Below are 22,510 nucleotides of genomic sequence, written 5' to 3'. Positions count from 1 at the left end.
AATTTAACGATGTATGTGGGCACTTGCATTCGAAAAACTTTATATATATTGTTAAATAGACTGATTAACAAGTGGGATTGATGAAGTCCCCACAAAAAATTAGGAGAATATAAAAATGAAAATGCATAAACTCTGTCCAAGATGTGGATCAAAAAATGTTGATTGGATTATTCCTCAAAATTGGTCACAATGTGTTTGCAGGGATTGTGATTACACAGGACCTATTGTTGAAGGGAATGACGAATTTGCAGAAGAAATTCGTGAAGCATATCTTGAATCTTTAAAAGATGAAGAAGAATAAGAAAATATTGGGGGTTTGGTAATGTGTTAAATATAGACAATGGTCCAAATGACAGTAACATTAAAAATATTCCAAGTGATGATTCATATCCAATGGTCTCCATTTTATTTGCAAAAAATAAGGAGATGGGAGTAAATTCATTGTCACTTACCATACTCGGTTTAATCAATAATGATCAAATCAGATGCGATATTGATTTGGATGAGTCCTATGAAGTGGGTAAGAAATTAACTCCTAAAGATATGGAAGTTATGAAAAAAATAACTCTTAGAATCGCAAATAAGGGTGAATTGAAGACTTCTGAATCATTGGCCATAAAATTGCTTAAGAATATGAATAAAAATAAAAAATTCAACTTAAAAGCTATGGCAAAACAAAGCAATAACTCCTCAATTGCAAATAAATTCGAAAAGGATTTCAATGAATTTGTCAGTGCTCTCAATACAGAAAATGAGTATGACGGTAAAAATTATAGGGATATCCTGCAAAATTCTAAATTAACAAACAAAGGAAAGGAAATTAAAAAAGAATGGATGGACTATCGGGATTATCTAAAATCAAAAGATTTAACTGAAAAGTATCCTCCGGAATCAGTTTTGGAAAATTCAACACAGGTACTTTATGGAGCATGCTTTGACATTGAAAAGGATGCTTTAAAAATAAGGGAAAATAACTCTCCATTAACAGATTTCATTGATAAGGATGGATATAAATTATTAAATATAATATTCAATAATGCATTATTGAATGTTACTGAAAAACGAAAAGGAGATGGGATATTTTATGGTGTAAACGATAAATATACCATTCCTGGTGGGGGATAATCCTCCACTTAAATAATTTTCACTGCTTTTCAAAAATAGATTTAAATATATGATAATGTTGCAGGACTCTTCAGCTTGCCGCTAACTTTTTAACAGTTCCTCAACGTTATATTCAATCAGATTTGCCACATCATAATGGCTTGCGGTTCCAATTTTATAGTTTTTGATATGGAACAGATTAAACTTTAAATTATCATTGTCATTTTTGAGTTTAATCTCATCTTCAATTATAATTTCAAAGCTATCTAACTCTAAGTTCATTCCCAGACCGGTATATTTCATGTAGCTTTCTTTCAAAACCCAATATTTGAAAAATTCATCAGGCCTGTTTTTCACATTCATGATATTTTCATATTCGGTGTTGTAGAAGTAATTTTTCGCTATGTTTAAATCAATTGTAGGGTCAATATATTCAACATCGACTCCAACTTCCTCATTGGATATTGCACATAAAACTATTTTATTTGAATGGCTCAAATTAAAATAAATATTTTCAAAGTTAGATATGTATGCCTTACCATATTTTCCAGTTTTAAAGACGGGATTTTTAATGTTTGATTCGGACAATAATTTTTTTAAAAGAAGGTAAGCTCCGGCACTCAGTTTTTTATCTTTTTCAAATCTGTAAAAATCAATTTTTTCTTTTCGATTTTGAGAAACCAAGTCATAAGCTTTCTTCAAATCCAAATTTTCCACATTGCAATAGGCTAATTTAATCATTTTATCTTTAAATTTAATAATGTCGTGTCCTTGTAGATTAGGTAAAGTTCTTCATGTCATTCAATAATGAAACGGGGGGTTTTTTTATGGAAGTAGAGTATCGATAACTGCCGTTAATATGAATGGAATTAATATTTTCTTTAGTTTATCTTATGGTTCCACATTTTTAATAATTTGCAAGTGGTTTTCACCATTAATATAATGGTATTTGAGATCATCAGCCAATTCTTCAGTTAAAAAGATTCCCAGCCCTCCGATTTCAGCTTCTTCAATGCTAGTTGGAGGAGTATATTTTTCTTTTAAAAGGGGATTAAATTCAATTCCATTGTCAATGAACTCTAAAGTCAATGTAGGTGGGTTATAGTTCACATTAACTGTGATAAATTCTGTTTTTGAATAATCCACAAGATTGACGAATACTTCTTCAACTATTAAATCGACTTTAAGATCTTCTTTTTGAATTTCTTTTAAAATAAACTCATTTAAAGTGTGTAATTCAGATAATTCGGGTTTAAGTGTTATTGAATTCATTCTATCTTAAGTATTTTATCAAAACCGGACATTCTAAATATTTCTCCGACGGTATCGTTAACGTTTTTAATGACAAATGGTATGTTTTCCAGTCGTAATTTCTTTTGAGTAGCAATTAAAACTCTAAGTCCTGCACTTGAAATGTATTTCAATTCAGTAAAGTCAATAATTAATGAGTCAAAATTGCCAAGTTCATCATTGATTTCCTGTTCCAGTTCTTTTGATGTAATTGTATCAACACGACCTTCAACGGACAATGTCAGTTCTTTTCCATTATAATTTTTGGTTATTTCCATATCAACGACTCCAATTAATATTCATTGTCTTCTGTAATTAAATGCTATTCAGAATTATGATGTTATTTTTGGATTTTTTAATACTAAAATATTTTCATGTGAAAATATTGGGGAGAATGAAAATTCTTTAGTAAACATTCCATCTTTGCAAAGATATATGATGGTCAAAATTTCAAGTATCTTACTAAATCAATCCATAACTCCTGTTTTTCCCCTATTTTCTTCTTTTTTCATTTAGTCATAATATTCCGCCCCAATCAGAATCGCTTTTTGGTTTTGGCAGGTATGGGATTAGGGCTTCAGCTAATTTGGTAATCGGCATAGTTTGTATCCATACTTTTCCAGGACCTTGTAGTTTAGCAAAAAACAATCCTTCTCCAAATAATATATTTTTAGCTCCCTTGACTCTTTCTATGTCGAAATCAACAGTAGATTCCATGGCTGCAAGGTGTCCAGGGTCAAGAAGTAATTTTTCTCCGGGTTGCAGATCCTTTTCAATAACTTCTCCATCGATTTCTAGGAATACCATTCCTGTTCCGTTGAATTGTTGAAGAATAAATCCTTCACCACCAAAGATTCCGGTTCCTAGTTTATTGCTGAAGTATATGTCCACATCAACACTTTCTTCTGCGGCCAGGAATGCACATTTTTGGCCAATGATGGTATTTGATCCGGTTAATTTTATTGGCATAATCTTTCCAGGAGTACGTGCTGAAAATCCTATTTGCTGATTATCGGATTGTGCAGTAAAGAAATTAAAAAATATTGTGTCTCCTGATAACATTCTTCCAAGACCCTTTAAAAGTCCTCCGTCGGTATTGGTTTCCATTTTTATATTTGAGGTCATGAAAGCCATTGCACCGGTTTCATTTTTCATAATCTCCCCTTTTTGTAATGTACATACTACAATAGGAAAGGCACCGCCTCTTATTTCATATTCCATATTTATCACCTGATGTTGTCGTATAATTTTCTATTGAATTTTAGTGTATAAATAAATTGATATGTTGTTTTTCATCAATTTAATGTTCATATTGGATAGAATCATGCAGGAAGTTTAAACAGGCAACTTTTTCATCAATGATTTTTTAGATAGTTTAACATTTTTTAAATAATCAAATAAATTATTCATATTTTTTTTAATTGGTTTTTGGCGAAATTTCAAAGTATTTCTTAATAATTTAAATATTAAATTGTTCAATATTTACATATAATTTTATTGGGCAGCATATGAGATTTGTAAATAAACATGATATATTGATTATTGCTAAGAATTCGGGCATGCTAATGGTTGGGATAGGATTGATGTGTCTAGTCCCGATTATAGTCGATTTATTGTTTTTTGAATTCAATGTAGTTGGGTATATCGTGCCTGCATTAATATCCATATGTTCCGGTTTGATTTGCATAAAGGCCCTGGAAAAATATGATTCCAATAGGATCCGCCTAAAACATGGGATGATTTTATCTGCCCTGATTTGGCTATGGGCATCCCTAATCGGCGGTTTGGTATTTTATTTTGTGACAGGCATAAATATCATTGACGGTATTTTTGAAAGTATGTCTGCTTTAACCGGAAGTGGAATTACAATCTATCCTGATGTGGAAGTCTTGCCTTATGGAATACTATTTTTTAGAGCATTTCAGCAGTGGATTGGTGGTTTGGGAATTCTCGTTTTGATTATATCCTTTTTAGCAAAACCTGGTGCTGTATCCTCCAGATTATATCAGTCTGAAGCTAGTGATGAACGTTTCAGACCTACTATCAGAACCACAATTATAGAAACTCTCAAGATTTATTTAATATATACAATTGCCGGAATTGTTCTTTATGTTCTTGCGGGAATGCCTTTTTTTGATTCGGTTTGCCATACATTCACCACCATTTCAACCGGAGGTATGAGTATAAAAAATGCCAACATAGGCTTTTATCACAATGACATGATTAATTTAGTTACTATTGTTTTGATGATATTGGGTGCAACAAGCTTTTTTGTTCATTATCACATTATAAAGTCACGTGGAAGAGCATTAATTGAGGATTTGCAGTTTAAAGTATTAATTACTTTGATTGCTGGTACAACTCTGCTGATATATTTCATATCAAATATTGTGCCTATGGATATTTTATTCCATATTGTTTCTGCAATTACAACAACTGGGGCAAGTATTCAAAGTTCAACCGTAATGGGGACCTGGCCTGCCAATGTGCTTATTATTATAATGACACTGATGATTATGGGGGGTTCCAACGGTTCCACTGTAGGTGCACTTAAGCTAATGAGGGTTCTCACATTTTTCAAAGGGATATATAAAAATTTACGGGAAGTGCTGTCTCCGAACAGTGTTGTTAATCTGGAAATTTCCGGTAAAAGAATCTCTGATGATCTTGTATCACAAAGCGGAAATTACATAACACTTTATTTAATCTTTATTTTGATTTCTTGGATATTACTTTGTTCATATGGTCATGACCCGTTCAATTCATTATTTTTTGCTATTTCAATGCAGGGCAATGTTGGTTTGGAGATTGGACAGATTTCACAGAACTTGGAATTGCCGTTAAAAGTCGTGGGCATATTTTCCATGTGGGTTGGAAGGCTGGAGATTATTCCTGTGTTGGTCACATTCAGGGCATTTTTTGAAATCTTTAAAAGATAGATATATTTAATTATTTTAAGACGATAAATTAAAAATTAGGAAAGTTTAATTGGAGTTTAACTTTCTCGAAATTAAAGGTGATTATATGAAATCTAAAATAGTATTAATGTCTTTGATAGTTTTGGTACTTGCGATAGGTGCAGTTTCTGCTGCAGTTATTACGGATTACAATTCTCCTTCCGGTTTTGAAAGGAGTGCAGCAACTTTTACAAATGACGATTTTGAAATGGATATGAGGAGTTATAGTGCATTTATTGATTATGAGGATTATTTTGTAAAAAATGACAATCGTGATGTAAAAATAATTAATGGCACTTATGCACAATACAATGATTCAGTAAAGGATAAGGTAGGTGCTTTGGAACTTCTTAAAATTGATGATGATGTTTATATTATTGATTGCTCATTTGATGATGCGGATAAGAATAAAACCGCTGATTGCCTTAAATATATCCAAGAATTCAATGATTTAAACAAATTCAAACCAATTAAAATCGACAAATCTTCTTAAACAGTATCAAAATACTGTTTAACTTTTTTTTGAGAAAATATTTGATTATGTTTCAATAATTTCATGTAATTATTGGGAGTTTAAAAAAGAATGTACAATCAAAATTACTCGTATTTTTAGTTAGATTCTGCATTATTTTTAAATAAAAAAATCAGTAAAATTTATTTATTTTGTTTTTTTAAAATAATGTTGAGGGAGATTCATGGCATTTTTTAAAATCAAATCTGTATGGGATTATTGTACATATGATAAACATTTCCTTCTACTTATTTTGATATTTTTCAGTATTTTGATGTATATTCAACTATCTTATGAGGATTCAAATTCCACAACTGCAATTTTGATCCTTTTGGGACTAGAGGTGCCATTATTCGGTTACGGCATGTTAATCACTCGTGATAAGTTGAATGGCGGTATCAAATTACCAGAAATGAAAATTAAAGAGGGTTTAATTTTTGGATTAAAATCCACTATTATTTTTACGGTTTTTCTGTATGTTCAGGGATTAATTTTGGATTTTGTATGTTCTCCATTGAATTTTCCGGAGTTTGATTTGGAAGATATGTTGGTGGATTTTCCCGAAACAATTCATACCTTATATTCACATAATCCTGTTGATACATTTGTTTTCATTGTTTTAGGAGTCATTTTATTTTATGTCACTACCTTTTTTTTAGAAATTGCATTAGCAAGGTTGGCAGACACGGGCAGCATTAAAGATGCTTTTAATCTGATGGGAATTAAAAGAGACATTGATGCAATTGGATGGTGGTATTATGTAAAAGAGTATACTGGTATTGTTCTAACTATTGTTATTTTTGCTTATCTTGTTTATATTGTTATCCCGATTGACTTTATAAATTATATCTGGAATGTTTTTTGCTATATGCTAATGTTTGCAACTCAATTTTATGGCATAGGTGAAGTTTATTGTACAATTAAAGAAAAAGAAAAGATTGATTCTTCTTAATTGACTTTGGAAGGTAATGTCTAATATTTTTTTGGAAAATTTAACTTTTTTAGTAGCATTTTTTGAACTATATTTGTTTTAATATGTAACTATTGTTTTTACTTGTAAAATTGCTTTGGAATACAACCAACTCTTTATATGCTTTAAAATCTAATTTTTGTTTATGAAATTTAAAATAATCAATGATTTAGCAATATTTTTGGACAATTTTATACCTGAAAAGCATTTATCAAAATTACAGGAATTTTTGATGAGTGGAGCTATTTTTACAGAGGCAAGTAAAGTTTTAGCTATACTTATAGTCTTTATCATTATCTTAGAAATTGCATTGGCATTAACATTAATGTTTATAAACCTGCCAGTATCAGTGTTAATTTTGCCGTTTTTCACAATTCCAATTCTTTTCACATATGTTATTGTCCAACAGGAAAGGCGAGCGCAGGAGATCGAAAAAACTGCGCCCGATTTTTTAAGGCAGCTTTCAAGCATGCTTCAGGTAGGGCTCAGTTTCGAAAATGCAATGGAAGACATGTCACAGTACGGCAAAGGACCACTCTATGATGAAATGAGAAGAACTATCATTGAAATTCGTATGGGTCGCAATTTCGATGAAGCCTGGAGAGCAATGTCTAGAAGATTAAAATCAAAGGAACTTGAAAGAATTTTTGGGATTATTCTTGATGGAAGAAAATCGGGATCCAGTATTTCAACAGTTCTTAGTGATGTTTCTGATGATTTAAGAGATTTGATGGCACTTAAACGCGAGAGAAAATCAACTGTGATGATGTCAGTAATGTTTTTGTTAATTTCAGCCGTTATTGCGACTCCATTCGCAATCGGTATGGTTGGAGTTTATTCTGGGTTTATGCAAAGCTATGGAATGGAATCGGAAATTGTTCTGACTGCTCCGGTAGCGGGGGAAATCTATCTGATAATTCACTCAATTTTGGTAGGTTTTATCATTAGTATTATTATGTATGGAGATATTAAAAAAGGATTTAAGTTTTCACTGCCTCTTGCTACTGCATCTTTTGCAATATTCTATTTCATTTCTACCTTTGGAGGAAGTTTGCTTATGGGGGGATTCTAATGGATAATAAGGGCCAGGCATCCGCTGAATTTATTCTGCTGTTTGGTGGAATCATGGTTGTAGTTTTACTGGTCATTTATATGTACAATAATTATATAAGTGATTTAAGTGGCGAAGTTCAATCAAAAGAATTTAAGGAATTTAATGATGAGTTAAAAACATTGGGAAAATATTTCAAATAATGTTGAAATTATTTTGGGTAAGTTCCAGCCATCGGTTTTCATTTGTTAAATGAGATTAAATTTAATGGTTTTTTCATCATTTTTCTATCTTTTTTTAGAAAATTGTATAATTTCAGATTGAATGCTTATATTTAAATATTATTGTTCATATATTATTTATTAAGCTCTCAATAAGGAGTTTTTTAATTAATTAAAATTCAAAGGTGAACAAAAAATGGAATTAGGTGAAATATTTACTGATGCTTTAGTTTATCCATTTAACAATATTAAAGCATTGATTCTTTATCTCGTTTTAGGTATTATTTTAGGAATTGCCTTATCCGGAACTATTGTAGCTATGGCTAGTGGTGTTGCCGTTAATAATTTATGGGCGGTTATTGGATCAGGTATTATAGGTTTTATTGTTGCTCTCGTTTTAGGATTTATGATTACTGGTTATGAATTGGATATTATTAAATTAGGTATCGAAAGAAGTTCTAATGGTCCTGAAATTGATTTAATAAGACAATTCTTCAATGGTATAAAAGTATTTGTTGTACAAATTGTCTACATGATTATTCCAATTATTATTGCTGCAATTTTAGCAATTATATTCCAGCACTGGTTAGCAGCTGTAATAAATTTCATTGTAAGTGTAGTATTTAGTTTAGCCTTAATGATGGCTCAATGCAGATTGGCAAAAACCGAAGATTTAAGCGATGCTTTAGCTATTGGTGAAGCAATTGGAGATATTTCAAAAGTAGGTATTGTAAATCTTCTTATATTCATCATTGCTGTCAGTCTTATTACTATAGTTTTATTATTCATTGGTGGTCTTATCGCTCAATGGAACTCCATTGTTGGTGGTATTCTAATTGGAATTGTAACCATTTACCTTGTATTCTTCAGCGGTAGAGCATTAGGTTTATTATACTCCAATGTATAAATATAACCTACTTTTTTCTTTTTTTTTAAATTGAGGTTTTTTAAATGAATAAAAAACTGATATCTGCATGTATTTTACTATTTTTTTTAATAATTTCTGTTGGCATTGTTTCTGCAGAAAGTGGCGATGTTAAATCGATACATGTGAGTGCAACCGGGGATATGCCGGAAGCAATTACAGTTTCTTTGTTGTGTAACGGTAAAATTGTCGACTCTGCAACATTGAGTAATGGAAATTCATGGTCAACAACCTTTAAGGTTAATGATGATGGAGATTACAGTATTGTTGCAAAAGACAATCCAAATTATTCAATGTCCGTTAGTGGAAGTGAGGATAATGGATTTGTTGTCCATTCAAAGCATATCGGTGAAAAATTAGCTGCAGGTAATGATGATCCAGTTAAAGAAAATGATTCATCAGATGATACTGTGGCAGCCAATAATGTCAGTGATGTTAATGTCACTGATGATAATGCTACAGAGGATAATGGCACTGATGATAATGCTACAGAGGATAATGGCACTGATGATGATACTGCCGATGATAATGGAACTGGCCCTGGTGATGTAATTGATAACTCCACTGATAAAAACATCAACAAATCCGATAAGGACACAAACAAGTCCAATATCAATAAAACAGTCATTAAAAATAAAATTGTAAAAAAGGAAACTAAAAAACCTGTCGAAAAAAAGGAAAATAAAACTAATAAAGTTAAATTAAGGAATACTGGTTTACCTTTAGTGGTTTTAGTTATTGCAGCATTTGTGGCAATATTTGTTCCTATAAGTCGTAAGAAATAATAAATAATGAAAATTAACTTTTTCTTATTTACTTTTTTTATTTTTTTAAAATATTAATGTCTTATTTTGATTTTTGAGCATTTTAAACTTTTTTCTTGAATTGAATTTTTTTCTAATAATTGTCATTTTCCGTTTGGATTTCATATATTGTGGCGGAAATCCATTAGTTTTCATTCAACAATGTTATTTCAAACGGCATTTTCATTTAATTAATTATTCACCAAATTTTTTAAAGGTTTATTTTTTGGTGGGGGAGAGTATTTCCAAATGCATTGCAGGGGTAATTATTTTTTTGGGGTGTAGTTTTTATCGATTGACTTTTCATGTTTTTTAAAAAATTGCCTTTTCATGGATTTTTCTTATTGAATTTATTTAATTTTAAAATTATTTATCAGTTTCTAGTCAGATTATATTTTAGAGGTTGATTTGAATTCAGTTTTTGATTTAAAGTTATATAGCAGATTTATTGTAATAGTTTTCATTGCCAGTAAGTCAGGATTTTTTTCACTTTTTTCCATTTCGAATAGCAATTTCCTCAGTTTGCAAATCAACGAATTGAAATTTAAAATATTGTTATTTAGGGGGTTAATAATGAAATAAAGTAAATATTTGTTTCTGTTTAAAAAAAATAGGCATCTCAGCCATTTACACTTGAAATGCACCTCTCTTTATGATAGATATGATTGGATTTTTGGAAGTAACCATAATCCTAAAATTGAAATGATGCATGATGCGATAATCGCAGGAGGATAAATGAAGTATCCGATAATGATTCCTACTGAAACCAATATTAGGGTTATATACATGGGATGATGATTGTTTAACGCAAGATGCAGTGCAATATTTCCTGGATCGGCTTCCATCAGGAATTTTCCAATTATTGCTGAGAGGATTGCGGTCACTATAAAACAAAGACCATATATGAACTGTGGGAAAAATAAGAAGAAGTTTTCGCCAACGAAAATTGTAAAGTATGGAAGGAGTGAAAATATCAGCAATGTAACTCCCATGCTCCAAATAACTTTGGAGTCAATTTTGTTCACGATACTGAAGATATTATTGTTGTAGTTCCAAAAGTTGAAACAAACGATAAAACTGGCTGCATAAATTAAAAAATCATATCTCAGTTCATAAAGTGCTTCCCAACCTCCACTGGCTGGTAAAGGTATCTCCAAAACAATGATTGTGATGATAATTGCCAGAATGGCATCAATCAATGCTTCAAACCTATCAGTTTCCATTGCTTCGCCTCCTCAATAATCTGCCAATTAAAATCCATAAAACAACAGACAATAAACAGCAAACATAAATTCCGGGAATATAAATTGTATATGTCAATATAAATCCTAAAATCAGCACTATTACTGGAGCATTCATGTAATATGAATCGAAGTTCATTTTTTTTAATTGTTCATTATATGGATTGCTTTTGTATATTGCCCTTGTAGCCAATGTATTTAGAATATGTGTTACAATGAATAACAATCCAAACATTGTTTCTGCAGGAATTGAATAAATGTTATTTGCAACCCAAATTGTAAAATATGGCAAAAGTGAAATTGCAAATGCCATAAACCCAAAAATCCAGACTGAATTGTTATCAATGGTGTCGGTAAGTTGGAATAGATTGTGATTAGCATACCAGATGTTATATAAAATCAGAAAACTGATTAAATAGGAAATAAAAATTGGGTTTAGTTGTAAAAGAGCCTCAGGAGTAGCTGATGTCGGCTGAGGGATTTTTAAAACCAAAACCGTAATGATGATTGCAATGATTGCATCGAAAAATGTTTCAAATCTGGTAGTTTCCATAAGTGATTATTTATTGGTTTTAGTATAAATATTAATTTAGGTGATAAAATGGACATGTTGATTGGTGGAAAACACATCTCAGGCGAAGATTTATCTGAAGTTAAAAATCCTTATAATAATGAAGTAATTGATACAATTCCAATTGCCCACAGACAAACTGCAGATTTGGCAATAACTGAAGCGAATAATGCTAAAGAATCTTTACAGGAAATGTCAGCATTTAAAGTTTCAAATAAGCTGTTCAATGTTGTTGAGAAATTGAAAGATAACCGAGAGGATTTCGCTCATTTGCTGACATTGGAAGTCGGAAAGCCAATTAATGAATCTTTGGTTGAGCTTGACAGGTCAATAGAAACATTAAAGCTTGCCGCTGAAGAGGCAAAAAGGATATATGGTGAAAGCGTACCTTTGGATGCGGGCTTGAACGGAAAAGGATTCTTTGCATTCACACAACGCCTGCCGTTGGGTGTAGTTGCTGCCATCACTCCATTTAACTATCCTTTAAATTTAACTATACATAAAATCGCACCTGCAATAGCCTGTAAAAACACTGTTATCATAAAACCGCCAACAGAAGCGCCGTTAACTGTAATGAAATTTGCGGAACTTCTAAATGAGGAATTTCCCGATGGGGTAATAAATACAGTCACAGGATATGGGTCCGAGGTTGGAGATTACCTTGTCACTTCAAATCAGGTGAATAAAATATCATTTACTGGAAGCGTAACAACCGGATTGATGATATCTCAAAAAGCAGGAATGAAAAAGGTTACTTTGGAGCTGGGAGGAAATGATCCTATGGTTGTTTTAGCTGATGCAAATCTTGACAAGGCGGTTAAAGGCGTCATCAACGGAGCATTCCTAAATGCTGGTCAGGTCTGCATGGGCGTTAAAAGGATCATAATCGAGAATGAGGTTGCGGATGAATTCGGCCAAAAGTTAGTTACTGAAACAGAAAAATTGGTGATGGGGGACCCGTTGGATGCAAAAACCACTCTTGGAACATTAATATCCGAAAAAGCTGCAATGCAGGTTGAAGAAACAGTAAACAATGCAGTCAATGAGGGTGCTGAAATATTGACAGGTGGTGTTCGTGAAGGAGCATTTTACCATGCTACCGTCATTGATAATGTGTCCATGGACATGGATTTGGTTGCAAATGAAACATTTGGGCCTGTAGCTCCAATCATTCGTGTTGGGGATGTAGAAGAGGCAATAAAAGTAGCCAATGGCACTGAATATGGGTTGCAGGCCGGAGTATTCACTTCGGATTATGCAAATGCAATGAAATGTGCCCAGGAAATTGAAGCCGGAACAGTGTTTATAAATAAGCAGTCCACCTTTAGAACAGACAACATGCCTTTCGGAGGATTTAAAAATAGTGGTGTTGGTAAAGAAGGAATAAAATATGCCGTAGGTGAGATGACAAAAACAAAACTGATAGGATTGAATTTGAGATAGTGAATGTCTGATTAATTAGTTTTTCAAAACATTGTTATTGGAGTTTCGTTTGAACTCGTGTTAAAAGATAAAAAGAGAAAATAAGTGTTTAAACTTATTTTAAATAGTTTTCAACTAGATTACGGGTTTCGTTTAGGGATTCCATTGGAATTCCTTTAGGCATGGATCCAAGTTCTCCTTCAACGTCCTTGAGGATACTTCCATTCATTCCTAAAAACATTCCTTCACTTACGATGTCGCTGAATGACTGTGGAGGAAGCAGGGATACTCCAACTTTGTTCTCATCTTTAACATTTAAATCGTTGGTAACAACAGTAATTGCACGTTTTCCCAAATTGACATTACAGATTAATAAATTTTCATTTTTAGGGTGTTTTGTAACGCTCATCACTTCTCCAACCTTGATGTCAATTCCTAAAATGGGGTCATTGATTGGGCCTAACGCAAGGCGGTCTTTAAGTCCGATGATTGTATCCAGGAAAAATCTCACTTTAGCAATGTTTTCTTGAGTTTTTTCTCTGTCTTCCTTTGGAGCGTTGTTTAAAAACTTTTTATTCCAATCATCACCGCCCAAATATTCAATAATTTTTAAAGCTTTTTCTTTTAGTGAAGCAACCTCTGGTGAATTTACCAATTCATCTCCTTCCAAATAGGAATAGGTCAATGTTTGAAAATCACTGTTCATTTGTTTTCCCAAATCAACTGCTTGTTTTTTATTCCAGCTTCCTCTAAAAGAAGCTGTTGGAATCAGATTCAGATAATTTTCTCTCGCTTTGCTTGCCACTAAAATTCTATAATCTTTTGTTGTATCCCACAATTTAAAGTCTCCTTGTAATCTAAATTATATTTTAATTATTTAATTTAATAAGTTTTTTGTAAAATAAGCGATTTTCAAGTTTAAAAAACAAAAACTATTTATATTAACAATTAAATAAAATTATACATATTTAATTTATTATTATTTTATATTGTGGTGTAAAAATGGTAGAAGTTTCAAAATTACGCAGTTTAGATATTTATACCAACACAGGTCATTATGTTGGTCGTGTAGAAGATGTTATACTTAATATTAGATTAGGAACTATTTCAAAATTACAAGTAAGAGCAATTGAACAAGAAAGGAGACCTACCGGTTCTTTAGTGGGTCAAATTTTTGGTAGTATTCGTGGTGAGTCACCGGAAGACCACGACATGAGATCTTTCCAAAATGATTTATTGACCGTGGACTTTGATAAAGTTCAAGCTATTGGAGACATCATGTTAATCAATCCTAGGGACATAAAAAAAGTAAACCCTGAACCACAAATCCCTGAGGCTGCAACTCCAAAACAACCTGAAACTCAACCACAAAATGAAACCCAAGTTCAATTCGACTAAAAGATTAGAAATAATCTTTTAAATTCTTTTTTTTATTTAATTTTATATTAAAGGCTTTTTTTAGGTGATACTATGAAAGTAGGTATTGTAGGTTGCGGAGCTATTGCTAATATCATAACAACTAGCATTGTTCCAGAGGATAACGGTATTGAAATCAAATACTTTTTTGATAAGGATGTTGAAAGGGCTGAAAATTTGGCTAGCTTGGCTGGCGGGGTAGCTGTCCTTGACTTTGAGGACATGTTGAATAATGTGGATTTGGTTTTGGAATGTGCATCACCGGATTCCGTTAAGGAGTTGGCACCAACAGTACTTGAACATGGTAAAGATATGATTATCATGAGTATCGGCGCATTTATGGATATGGAATTTTACAATAATGTTTTAAAAATAGCTAAAGAGAATGATGCTAAGATACACCTGCCTTCAGGTGCTGTCGTTGGTTTGGATGGAATTAAGGCTGTAGCCAAATTTGGTCTTAAAGAGGTAAATCTCGTAACACGTAAATCACCGAAATCCCTTGGAAAAGACATAGATAAGGAAGAAGTTTTATTTGAAGGAAAGGCATCAGAAGCGGTTAAGGAATTCCCATTGAACATTAACGTTGCAGCAACAATAAGTATGGCATGTAACAGGGATATTGATGTTAAAATCATTGTTGATCCGAAAGTTGACAGAAATGTTCATGAAATTACTGCAAAGGGTGACTTTGGTGAATTCAAAACAACCACTATGAATTATCCGTGTTCTTCCAATCCTAAAACAAGCATGTTGGCTGCTCTTTCAGCAATAAGATTGCTTAAAAGTTTCAATGAAACCATCAGTGTGGGTATGTAATGAAGGAATTTGAAGTTTATTCGTCTTTAAGAGTTCCTAAAAACTCTAAAATTATCATTCGTCTGGATGGCAGAAGCTTTCATAAGTTGGCCAATGATTTAAAGCTTGTCAAACCATATGATGATAATTTTTACAATGTAATCTCTGAAGTTTGCAGGGATTTGTTTGAAGAGTTTTCAGCACAGTTCGTTTATTCTTTTTCAGATGAAATAAGCTTGCTTTTAGATAATGTTCCATTTGATGGTAGAGTTGAAAAAATAGATTCGGTTATAGCCAGTTTTGCAGCAAGCTCTTTTGTAATGCATTATGATGTTGAATTTAAAAAGCCTCCCGCATTTGATTCAAGAATCATTCCGGTCACTGAAGGTAATATACTCGATTATTTCAGATGGAGGCAGGATGAGTCCTGGAGGAACTGTGTCAATTCACATGGGATTGCATACCTGAAATCTAAGTATTCAAATTCTCAAGCCAACGATAAAATAAAAGGTATGAACTTAAGTGACATTCATGAATTTTTATTCGCAAATGGCATTAACTTGAATGATGTCGATACTTACAAAAAAAGAGGAATTGCAGTATATAGGAAAAACAAAAAGGTAACTGGTTTCAATAAAAAAGAAAATAAAAATCAGGTTTCATACAGAAGTTACATCTACACCGATTGGGAACTTCCAATTTTCAGTGAAAAATTCTTTAAGGATATCGGAGTGATAAAATGAGCTTTATTTCTAAAATATTGGGAAATGATGATGAGGAATTCCGGGAAGTTAGAGTTGACAGGGAAGTTCTGGAATCTGTAATCTATTACGCAAAGCAGGCATATCCAAATGAATTTTTGGCATTCTTTGACGGCCAGATTAAAGACAAGATTCTCTACATCACCAGTTTGATATTTGTTCCAGGCGAAACATGTGAAACAGGTGCTGTAGTCCACACAGAACTGATTCCAATGAACACCAAATATTTCGGATCCGTTCACTCACACCCGGGACCAAGTGCAATGCCGTCTGCCGCCGATTTAAAAACATTTTCCCGACATGGATACTTTCACATGATTGTGTGTCTTCCTTATAGTCTCGATACATTCAGATCATATGACCGTTATGGTCAGCCTTTAGGCTACACTGTTGGAGATTACGGTTATCTGGCTGATGACAATCATGGCGAATTTTTTGACGAGCATGACGTTGTAACCGATGATGACGAGTTCAAACCTGGATTTTTCGATGAGGATGATGACGAATTTTTCAAAAGTCTTGATGAAGAAAGAAAATATCACTATGGTGATTTTGAAAAGCGCAATCAGCCGCAGAATCATGTAATAAAAATAGAAATTAACTCTGATGGCAGCATAAAAAGAATATCAAAAGAATTCAGAGAATAATTCTTTACTTTTTTTTTAATTTAATGGTTGAAAAAATAAAAAATAAAAAACAATATGGTGAAAATTGTTTTTTATAATTCTAATCCGTTAGCTTCATAAACATTGTCTAAAGCTTGGATTTCTTTTATAACTTCTTTTGGAATTTCTTTATCTAAAGTTAGAACCATGATGGCTCTTCCGCCTTTTTCATCTCTTCCAACTTGCATAATTCCAATGTTAACGTTGTGTTCTCCTAATTTGGTACCGATTTTTCCAATGCTTCCAGGAACGTCTTCATATTTTGCAATGAACATGTGTCCTTCAGGAATAACATCAACCCAATAATCATTTACTTTTAATATTCTTGCTTCGTGCAAGTGTGTTCCCACTGCAGAGAATTGATCATTTGCACTTTTTGCAATAACTTTAATTAATGAGTCGTATCCTTTTGCATTGTCTTTTCTACCTTCAGTAATGCTTATTCCTCTGTCTTTTGCAACAAGGGATGCATTTACTGCATTGACTGGAGAACTTAAGAATGGATTTACAGCACCTTGAATGACTGTTCTTGTCAATATTTCAAGATTGTCGATTTCAGCTAATTCTCCACTGTAAATAATTTCAATTTCTTTAATTTTACCGTTAACTCCCTGTGAGATGAAACTACCTAATTTTTCACATAATTCCATGAATGGAGCTACTTCTTTGTAGGTGTTACTGTCAATACGTGGCATGTTCAACACGTTTCTTGGAGCTTTTCCTTTTGCCAAATCGATAATTTCATCAGCCACGATAATTGCAGCATCTCTTTGAGCTTCTTTGGTTGAAGCTGCAATGTGAGGGGTTAATACGATATTGTCAAGTTCAAATAATTTTGAGTTTTCAGCAGGTGGTTCTTCTTCATATACGTCTAAAGCGGCTCCACCAATTTTATTGTTGACTAAAGCATCGTATAATGCATCTTCATCAATAATTCCACCACGTGCACAGTTTACGATATATACTGTATCTTTCATAAGATCAAACTGTTCTGTGGAAATTGAATGTTTGGTTTCGGGAGTGAGAGGTACGTGAATTGTAATGAAGTCAGCATTTTTAAGCACTTTTTCCAAATTGGTTAATTCAACGCCCATTTGTTTTGCGACTTCTTCAGGCAAGTATGGATCATATGCCATTGCATCCATACCAAATGCTTTACATCTGTTTACTACTTGGGAACCGATTCTTCCCATTCCGATTACACCGAGGGTTTTGTTTCTAAGTTCCACACCCATGAATTTTTTCTTTTCCCATTTTCCGTCTTTAACTGATTTGTCTGCAATGGAAATTTTACGAGCCATGCTTAAAATCAATCCCATTGTGTGCTCAGCTACAGTAACTGAGGTGGATTCAGGGGAATTTACAACCATAATACCTTTTTCGGTTGCGGCGTTTAAGTCGATGTTGTCTACTCCAACACCTGCTCTTGCGATAATTTTCATATTGTCTGCTTTTTCGATTAAATCAGCAGTTAGTTTTGTCCGACTTCTTACGATAATTCCATCATATTCATGGATGGTATCTGCTAACTCTTCAGGAGTGATGCTGGTGTCTACAACAACTTCAGCCACTTCTTTTAAGTTTTCAATACCCTTTTCATTAATTGCATCAGCAACGAGTACTTTCATATTTTCACCATATAATCAATTTTTAAAATGAATATTTAATAATAAATATTACTTAAATTTATATTTTTTATTATATTTAAAATTTAAATAAATCCTCGGTTTTACAATAATTTTAATATGATGAATTAAATAATTATTATTAAACTTGGTATTTTAATTGAAAATGTTAAATTAATTTAAAGAGGTTTAATAATGGTATCAGTAGAAGAATTTCCAATTTCAACAGCTAATGACATTCCTGGATTCAGGATAGTGGAAACAAAAGGATTTGTATACGGTTTAACCGTCAGAAGCAGAGGTGCAGGTGGTCAAATCGGTGCAGGCGTAAAATCTTTATTCGGTGGGGAAATTAAACAGTATGTGACAATGATGGAAGAATCCAGAGATGAAGCATTGGAAAGGGTAATAGACCATGCAAAGGATATGGGCGCAAACGGTATTGTTGCCATCAGATTCGATTCAAATGAAATATCTCAGGTAATGCAGGAAATTCTTGTTTATGGAACTGCCGTTGTAGTTGAAAAGGAATAGTGATACTATGTTTTTTGAGGATTTGGAATATAAGGATAAGGCAATTCCAAAAACCATTTTGGGATATGGTCCATTCATGGCGGAACTCTATTTTGGTCACAGGTCCAGACTTTATTTGGATGACCTGTATAGCAATCCTCAAAATATCGCTGATGTCATCGTTGAATCTTACAAACAAGGCGTCAGAGCCATAAATTTGGTCAATGATTCCAATTTGCTTGAAGCCTATGATCTTGCAGTCCAGCAGGGCTGTGAAATGAAAGTCATCGCAACAATAGGCAAGTCCGACGTTGACTATCTAAACCCTAATTATGAAGTTGCAAAAGAAGTGGACTGGGAAGATGAAATTGAAATGTTTAGTGAGTATGACTGTCCTTTAATGCTTGTTGACGAGTTCATTGTTGACGGTTATGACTGGAAATTAACTTCAAAGATATTGTCTGAAATCAACAGTACCGGTGCGCTTTCAGGTCTTGTTACTGCATTTCCATCAAGAACTACTGATTTGCTTCCGGATAATCTTGACATGGGTCTGTTTGACTTTTTCATGATTCCGTTTAACTCACTGTCCTATATGATGGACATCAATGCATTCAATGCCGCTCAAAGAGAAGAGTTTAAACAAAGACTGGTTAGATTGGATAAAAAAGTAATAGCTACCAGAGTATTGGCCGCAGGCATACTGCAGCCTAAAGAAGCTTTCGAATTTTTAAAAACAATAGATTATGTTGATTTGATTTCAATAGGTATTGGAAAGGTTGAAGAAGCACGTGATGATTTTTCACTTTTAAGGGAATATTAAAGTTTTACAACTTCATATTCTTCAAATGGAACGAATCCGTCTTCCTTTAAGGTTTTATTCAAATCGGCCAGTCCGTTAATCAAATCTTTTATATTTTTATTTGACGGTTTTTTGCCTGTAATCTGCAGATATTGTCTCGGGGAAATTTCACAGAGTTCACATTCGAAATTGCAGCATCTGTCTTTTTCTTCACACCCGTAACCTTCCTGAGCCTCATCGGTTCCGATTACGATGTCATCCAAAATTCTTGATACCCTCTCATCTGATGCAAACATTGCTATTTTTTGTGTTTTGCCGCAGATGCCAATAGCTTTTTGTCCTTTATAGTTGCAAACCCATTTGATAGGATAATCTTCCATACCTGTAATCTGTAAATTTTCCATAGTGTCCCTCTAATTTTCTTTTCTCTCTTTAATCATTTTCAATAGTTCCTTGGAATTTTCAAATTCTTTTAACTCCCAGGATTTTATAACTGGTATTGTGCCTATTGACTCCCTGATCTTGTCATTGTTGATTATAAAAACGGGTTCTGAAGTTGTAACCATTGACAAGTCTTTTAGGGGAATCGCCATTCTTTTCAATGTTTTTTCACTTCTGTTTTTCTCAACATTCGCCATTAATGGTGAATGCTTTTGTGAAGTTTTCATTTTTGCCACTGCATCGAATGGACTTTTGGATGTGGATAGAACACCATATCCCAGTTTTGATAAGTCATTAACGTCATCGCTGTATTCGATATCATCTTTTTGAGGTTGTTTCAGCAAGTCAATGTCCAGAGTAACTTTCGTATTGAGGATTTCCTCCAGTATCATTGCAGTTTCTGTATTTGCACGGACAATGCCGTTTTCATATTTGTACATTGTAGCACGTGAAACATGAGCAAGACTGGCCAAATCTTTTAAGGACATTGAATATTCTTCACGGTATTGTTTTATAACATTTCCATCAATTTTAACAAAATATCCTCCACGGTCAGCTAAGATTTCCGGAAATTCATTGTAGACAATCATGTTTTTGAATGTTTCAAAGCCTATTGTAGGAATATCGTATCTTTCGTATATTACTCCTTCCTCAAGAAGGCCGTTTCTTGATTTTTCTCCAATGATGATTGGTGAGGCCAAAAAGATATTGGCTAATTGTTTCATTTCATGTGCATTTTGTTCATTAATGCTGTCAATGTTTAAAAATGTTTTTAAAAGTAAAATCAATAAGTTTTTTCTAGCTACCAAATCAAATGAGCCTTGATCATAAATATCTGAAGTCTCATAACCTTGAGATTTTAGTAAATTTTCTATGTTTTGCAGCATTTGTCCTCTAGTCAACATTTGATAACCTCATTAATTAAACTATATATTGTTTTAACTCTAATATATGTTTATAATTTAAGGTGATTTAAATTAGTGTTTTATATATTGGAATAGATGATACTGATTCTCCTGATGGAATGTGCACAACATTCCTTGCAAGTCAGATTATAAACAGATTAAGGGAAAATGGGATTAAGCTTCTGGACTATCCAAGGTTAATCAGACTGAATCCGTTTGCCAGGTTTAAAACTCGGGGCAATGGTGGGGTCAGCCTTAAGATAGAAAATAATGACCAGGCCAATTTGGCAAAAGAGATAGTTTTAAGCGAAGTTGAAAAGCTGTCCATGTTTGACTGTGACAACACCAATCCTGGCGTTGTTTTTTATTCTGGTGAAATCACTGAAGATATGCAGAATTATGCATTCAGAGCGATTTATGAATTCATTACCATTGAAGAGGCAGAGGAGTTCGGTAAATCAGTTGGTTGTGAAATTCACAAATTCAAAAAGGGAAGGGGAATCATCGGATCTATTGCGGCCATCAGTCTTCCGTTGGATGATTGCACTTTTGAATTGCTTGCATATAGGGCTCCTGAAAACTATGGAACCAAAAGGCAAATTGATTACGAATCCGTTTATGAGATGGATAAGAGGACATTTCCGGATACCTTTGAAAATATTGACTATGGGGAAGGTTATATTGCAATTGAACCTAAAACACCCTGCCCTGTTTTATATGGGATCCGGTCCAATACTGTTGAAGCTTTAAAGACTGCAAAAGAAATAGTCAAAGTCAATGAACCTATTGTCGATTCATGCATTTTTAAAACAAACCAGCACACTGACATGCATATCCAAAAAACTCCTGACATTGCTTCCATGAAACAGTTCGGATGCTATGAAGTGATAGGTGAAGTGAAAAATAGACCTAAAGTCATTGACGGAGGGCACATGTTTTTCTATATCATGGATGAATCCGGTGAAATAGAATGCGGGGCATATGAGCCGACTAAAAATTTCAGGAATGTTGTATCTGATTTGCGTTCTGGTGATATTATAAGGGTATTTGGTGGAATCGGTGAGCAGAATACCTTCAACATTGAAAAATTCCAGGTTCTAAAATTAAATGATGTTGAATATAAAAATCCAATTTGCGAATGCGGAAAAAGAATGACCTCCGCCGGTAAAAACAAGGGATTCAAATGCAAAAAATGTGGCAGGAAAATAGAATCTGATGAAAAAGTTCCTATTATAATCAAGCGTAATTTAAAAAATTCTCAATTTTACGAAACACCGGTTTCTGCAAGGAGACATCTTTCAAAACCACTTTGTAGAATGTAATATTCAAAAAATACTTATTTTTAATTATTTTTAATTGAAAATAACATCGTTTTTGTCGGTTTTCACTGTTCACTTTTTGTGTAATATTTTTTAATTTATAACGATTTTTATTCGTATTTTTAGAACTTTTGAGAACTAAATCGTACTAATTTATATAGTACTTATTTTAAAGTAAAAATTAATTAACACACTTATT

At 33.0% G+C, this 22,510-nt stretch carries 27 protein-coding genes; 17 read left to right on the top strand and 10 right to left on the bottom strand.

What is annotated here, in order from left to right; genetic code table 11:
* The first annotated feature begins 115 nt into the window (after window positions 1–115).
* A complete protein-coding gene (locus QZU83_RS02285) occupies window positions 116–301 on the top strand; it encodes a hypothetical protein (protein ID WP_295609341.1) in 186 nt (61 codons plus the stop codon).
* Between the two features lie 23 nt (window positions 302–324).
* Window positions 325–1,125 (top strand): DUF2207 family protein, encoded by an 801-nt coding sequence (locus QZU83_RS02280; RefSeq protein ID WP_295609340.1) that lies wholly within the window; start codon window positions 325–327, stop codon window positions 1,123–1,125.
* An 81-nt stretch (window positions 1,126–1,206) separates the two neighbouring features.
* On the opposite strand, the gene QZU83_RS02275 is transcribed toward QZU83_RS02280, so the two are convergent.
* From QZU83_RS02275 to QZU83_RS02260, 4 genes are all read right to left on the bottom strand, one after another.
* Window positions 1,207–1,845 (bottom strand): 4'-phosphopantetheinyl transferase superfamily protein, encoded by a 639-nt coding sequence (locus QZU83_RS02275; protein ID WP_295609339.1) that lies wholly within the window; start codon window positions 1,843–1,845, stop codon window positions 1,207–1,209.
* Between the two features lie 150 nt (window positions 1,846–1,995).
* A complete protein-coding gene (locus tag QZU83_RS02270; RefSeq protein ID WP_295609338.1) occupies window positions 1,996–2,376 on the bottom strand; it encodes an ATP-binding protein in 381 nt (126 codons plus the stop codon).
* Window positions 2,373–2,672 (bottom strand): STAS domain-containing protein, encoded by a 300-nt coding sequence (locus QZU83_RS02265; RefSeq protein WP_295609337.1) that lies wholly within the window; start codon window positions 2,670–2,672, stop codon window positions 2,373–2,375. Before QZU83_RS02265 ends, QZU83_RS02270 begins: the two co-directional genes overlap by 4 nt.
* Window positions 2,673–2,910: 238 nt before the next feature.
* A complete protein-coding gene (locus tag QZU83_RS02260; protein WP_295609336.1) occupies window positions 2,911–3,615 on the bottom strand; it encodes a TIGR00266 family protein in 705 nt (234 codons plus the stop codon).
* Window positions 3,616–3,902: 287 nt separating this feature from the next.
* On the opposite strand from QZU83_RS02260, the gene QZU83_RS02255 reads away from it, so the two are divergent.
* From QZU83_RS02255 to QZU83_RS02225, 7 genes are all read left to right on the top strand, one after another.
* Complete coding sequence (locus tag QZU83_RS02255; RefSeq protein ID WP_295609335.1) at window positions 3,903–5,333, top strand: TrkH family potassium uptake protein; 1,431 nt, start codon at window positions 3,903–3,905, stop codon at window positions 5,331–5,333.
* A gap of 85 nt (window positions 5,334–5,418) precedes the next feature.
* Complete coding sequence (locus QZU83_RS02250; RefSeq protein WP_295609334.1) at window positions 5,419–5,844, top strand: hypothetical protein; 426 nt, start codon at window positions 5,419–5,421, stop codon at window positions 5,842–5,844.
* A 202-nt stretch (window positions 5,845–6,046) separates the two neighbouring features.
* Window positions 6,047–6,814 (top strand): DUF4013 domain-containing protein, encoded by a 768-nt coding sequence (locus tag QZU83_RS02245; protein WP_295609333.1) that lies wholly within the window; start codon window positions 6,047–6,049, stop codon window positions 6,812–6,814.
* Between the two features lie 163 nt (window positions 6,815–6,977).
* Window positions 6,978–7,904: a type II secretion system F family protein gene (locus QZU83_RS02240; RefSeq protein ID WP_295609332.1), complete on the top strand. Its 927-nt coding sequence runs from the start codon at window positions 6,978–6,980 to the stop codon at window positions 7,902–7,904.
* Window positions 7,904–8,086, top strand: a complete 183-nt coding sequence (locus tag QZU83_RS02235; protein WP_295609331.1) for a class III signal peptide-containing protein — start codon at window positions 7,904–7,906, stop codon at window positions 8,084–8,086. Before QZU83_RS02240 ends, QZU83_RS02235 begins: the two co-directional genes overlap by 1 nt.
* A 214-nt stretch (window positions 8,087–8,300) precedes the next feature.
* Window positions 8,301–9,011: a DUF4013 domain-containing protein gene (locus tag QZU83_RS02230; RefSeq protein WP_295609330.1), complete on the top strand. Its 711-nt coding sequence runs from the start codon at window positions 8,301–8,303 to the stop codon at window positions 9,009–9,011.
* A 44-nt stretch (window positions 9,012–9,055) separates the two neighbouring features.
* Entirely contained in the window at window positions 9,056–9,814 is a 759-nt protein-coding gene (locus tag QZU83_RS02225) for a Cna B-type domain-containing protein (protein WP_295609329.1), read from the top strand.
* Window positions 9,815–10,482: 668 nt separating this feature from the next.
* Here the strand turns inward: QZU83_RS02225 and QZU83_RS02220 are convergent.
* Window positions 10,483–11,055 (bottom strand): TMEM175 family protein, encoded by a 573-nt coding sequence (locus QZU83_RS02220; RefSeq protein WP_295609328.1) that lies wholly within the window; start codon window positions 11,053–11,055, stop codon window positions 10,483–10,485.
* Window positions 11,045–11,626 (bottom strand): TMEM175 family protein, encoded by a 582-nt coding sequence (locus QZU83_RS02215; protein ID WP_295609327.1) that lies wholly within the window; start codon window positions 11,624–11,626, stop codon window positions 11,045–11,047. The genes QZU83_RS02220 and QZU83_RS02215 overlap by 11 nt, the downstream gene beginning before the upstream one ends.
* A 48-nt stretch (window positions 11,627–11,674) precedes the next feature.
* Here QZU83_RS02215 and QZU83_RS02210 point away from each other — a divergent pair, with 48 nt between their 5' ends.
* A complete protein-coding gene (locus tag QZU83_RS02210; protein ID WP_295609326.1) occupies window positions 11,675–13,087 on the top strand; it encodes a lactaldehyde dehydrogenase in 1,413 nt (470 codons plus the stop codon).
* A gap of 94 nt (window positions 13,088–13,181) precedes the next feature.
* Here QZU83_RS02210 and QZU83_RS02205 read toward each other — a convergent pair whose 3' ends face one another.
* Window positions 13,182–13,904, bottom strand: a complete 723-nt coding sequence (locus QZU83_RS02205; RefSeq protein ID WP_295609325.1) for a tRNA-binding protein — start codon at window positions 13,902–13,904, stop codon at window positions 13,182–13,184.
* 164 nt (window positions 13,905–14,068) lie between these two features.
* Here QZU83_RS02205 and QZU83_RS02200 point away from each other — a divergent pair, with 164 nt between their 5' ends.
* The 4 genes from QZU83_RS02200 to QZU83_RS02185 all read left to right on the top strand — a co-directional run bounded on the left by QZU83_RS02200 (window position 14,069) and on the right by QZU83_RS02185 (window position 16,688).
* Window positions 14,069–14,464: a PRC-barrel domain-containing protein gene (locus tag QZU83_RS02200; protein ID WP_295609324.1), complete on the top strand. Its 396-nt coding sequence runs from the start codon at window positions 14,069–14,071 to the stop codon at window positions 14,462–14,464.
* A gap of 72 nt (window positions 14,465–14,536) precedes the next feature.
* Window positions 14,537–15,301 (top strand): aspartate dehydrogenase, encoded by a 765-nt coding sequence (locus QZU83_RS02195; protein WP_295609323.1) that lies wholly within the window; start codon window positions 14,537–14,539, stop codon window positions 15,299–15,301.
* Complete coding sequence (locus QZU83_RS02190) at window positions 15,301–16,023, top strand: tRNA(His) guanylyltransferase Thg1 family protein (RefSeq protein WP_295609322.1); 723 nt, start codon at window positions 15,301–15,303, stop codon at window positions 16,021–16,023. The genes QZU83_RS02195 and QZU83_RS02190 overlap by 1 nt, the downstream gene beginning before the upstream one ends.
* Window positions 16,020–16,688 (top strand): Mov34/MPN/PAD-1 family protein, encoded by a 669-nt coding sequence (locus QZU83_RS02185; protein ID WP_295609321.1) that lies wholly within the window; start codon window positions 16,020–16,022, stop codon window positions 16,686–16,688. Before QZU83_RS02190 ends, QZU83_RS02185 begins: the two co-directional genes overlap by 4 nt.
* Window positions 16,689–16,759: 71 nt before the next feature.
* Here the strand turns inward: QZU83_RS02185 and serA are convergent, their stop codons facing one another.
* Window positions 16,760–18,334, bottom strand: a complete 1,575-nt coding sequence (serA, locus tag QZU83_RS02180) for a phosphoglycerate dehydrogenase (protein WP_295609320.1) — start codon at window positions 18,332–18,334, stop codon at window positions 16,760–16,762.
* A gap of 192 nt (window positions 18,335–18,526) precedes the next feature.
* Between serA and QZU83_RS02175 the strand changes: the two genes are divergently transcribed.
* The gene (locus QZU83_RS02175) at window positions 18,527–18,865 is read left to right on the top strand and encodes a heavy metal-binding domain-containing protein (RefSeq protein WP_295609319.1); all 339 of its coding nucleotides are present in this window, start codon (window positions 18,527–18,529) and stop codon (window positions 18,863–18,865) included.
* A 7-nt stretch (window positions 18,866–18,872) separates the two neighbouring features.
* The gene (locus tag QZU83_RS02170) at window positions 18,873–19,667 is read left to right on the top strand and encodes a hypothetical protein (protein ID WP_295609318.1); all 795 of its coding nucleotides are present in this window, start codon (window positions 18,873–18,875) and stop codon (window positions 19,665–19,667) included.
* Here QZU83_RS02170 and QZU83_RS02165 read toward each other — a convergent pair.
* Window positions 19,664–20,050 (bottom strand): hypothetical protein, encoded by a 387-nt coding sequence (locus QZU83_RS02165; RefSeq protein WP_295609317.1) that lies wholly within the window; start codon window positions 20,048–20,050, stop codon window positions 19,664–19,666. The two genes, QZU83_RS02170 and QZU83_RS02165, sit on opposite strands and share 4 nt — an antisense overlap.
* A gap of 9 nt (window positions 20,051–20,059) precedes the next feature.
* The gene (locus QZU83_RS02160) at window positions 20,060–20,992 is read right to left on the bottom strand and encodes a transcriptional regulator (RefSeq protein ID WP_295609316.1); all 933 of its coding nucleotides are present in this window, start codon (window positions 20,990–20,992) and stop codon (window positions 20,060–20,062) included.
* A gap of 71 nt (window positions 20,993–21,063) precedes the next feature.
* Here QZU83_RS02160 and QZU83_RS02155 point away from each other — a divergent pair, with 71 nt between their 5' ends.
* Window positions 21,064–22,314: a DUF1743 domain-containing protein gene (locus QZU83_RS02155; protein ID WP_394350256.1), complete on the top strand. Its 1,251-nt coding sequence runs from the start codon at window positions 21,064–21,066 to the stop codon at window positions 22,312–22,314.
* Window positions 22,315–22,510 lie beyond the last annotated feature (196 nt).

It is taken from the genome of uncultured Methanobrevibacter sp., assembly GCF_902771435.1.
Classification (GTDB): domain Archaea; phylum Methanobacteriota; class Methanobacteria; order Methanobacteriales; family Methanobacteriaceae; genus Methanocatella.
The sequence above is the reverse complement of the archived record's forward strand: the minus strand, read 5'-3'. Positions and strand labels throughout refer to the sequence as shown.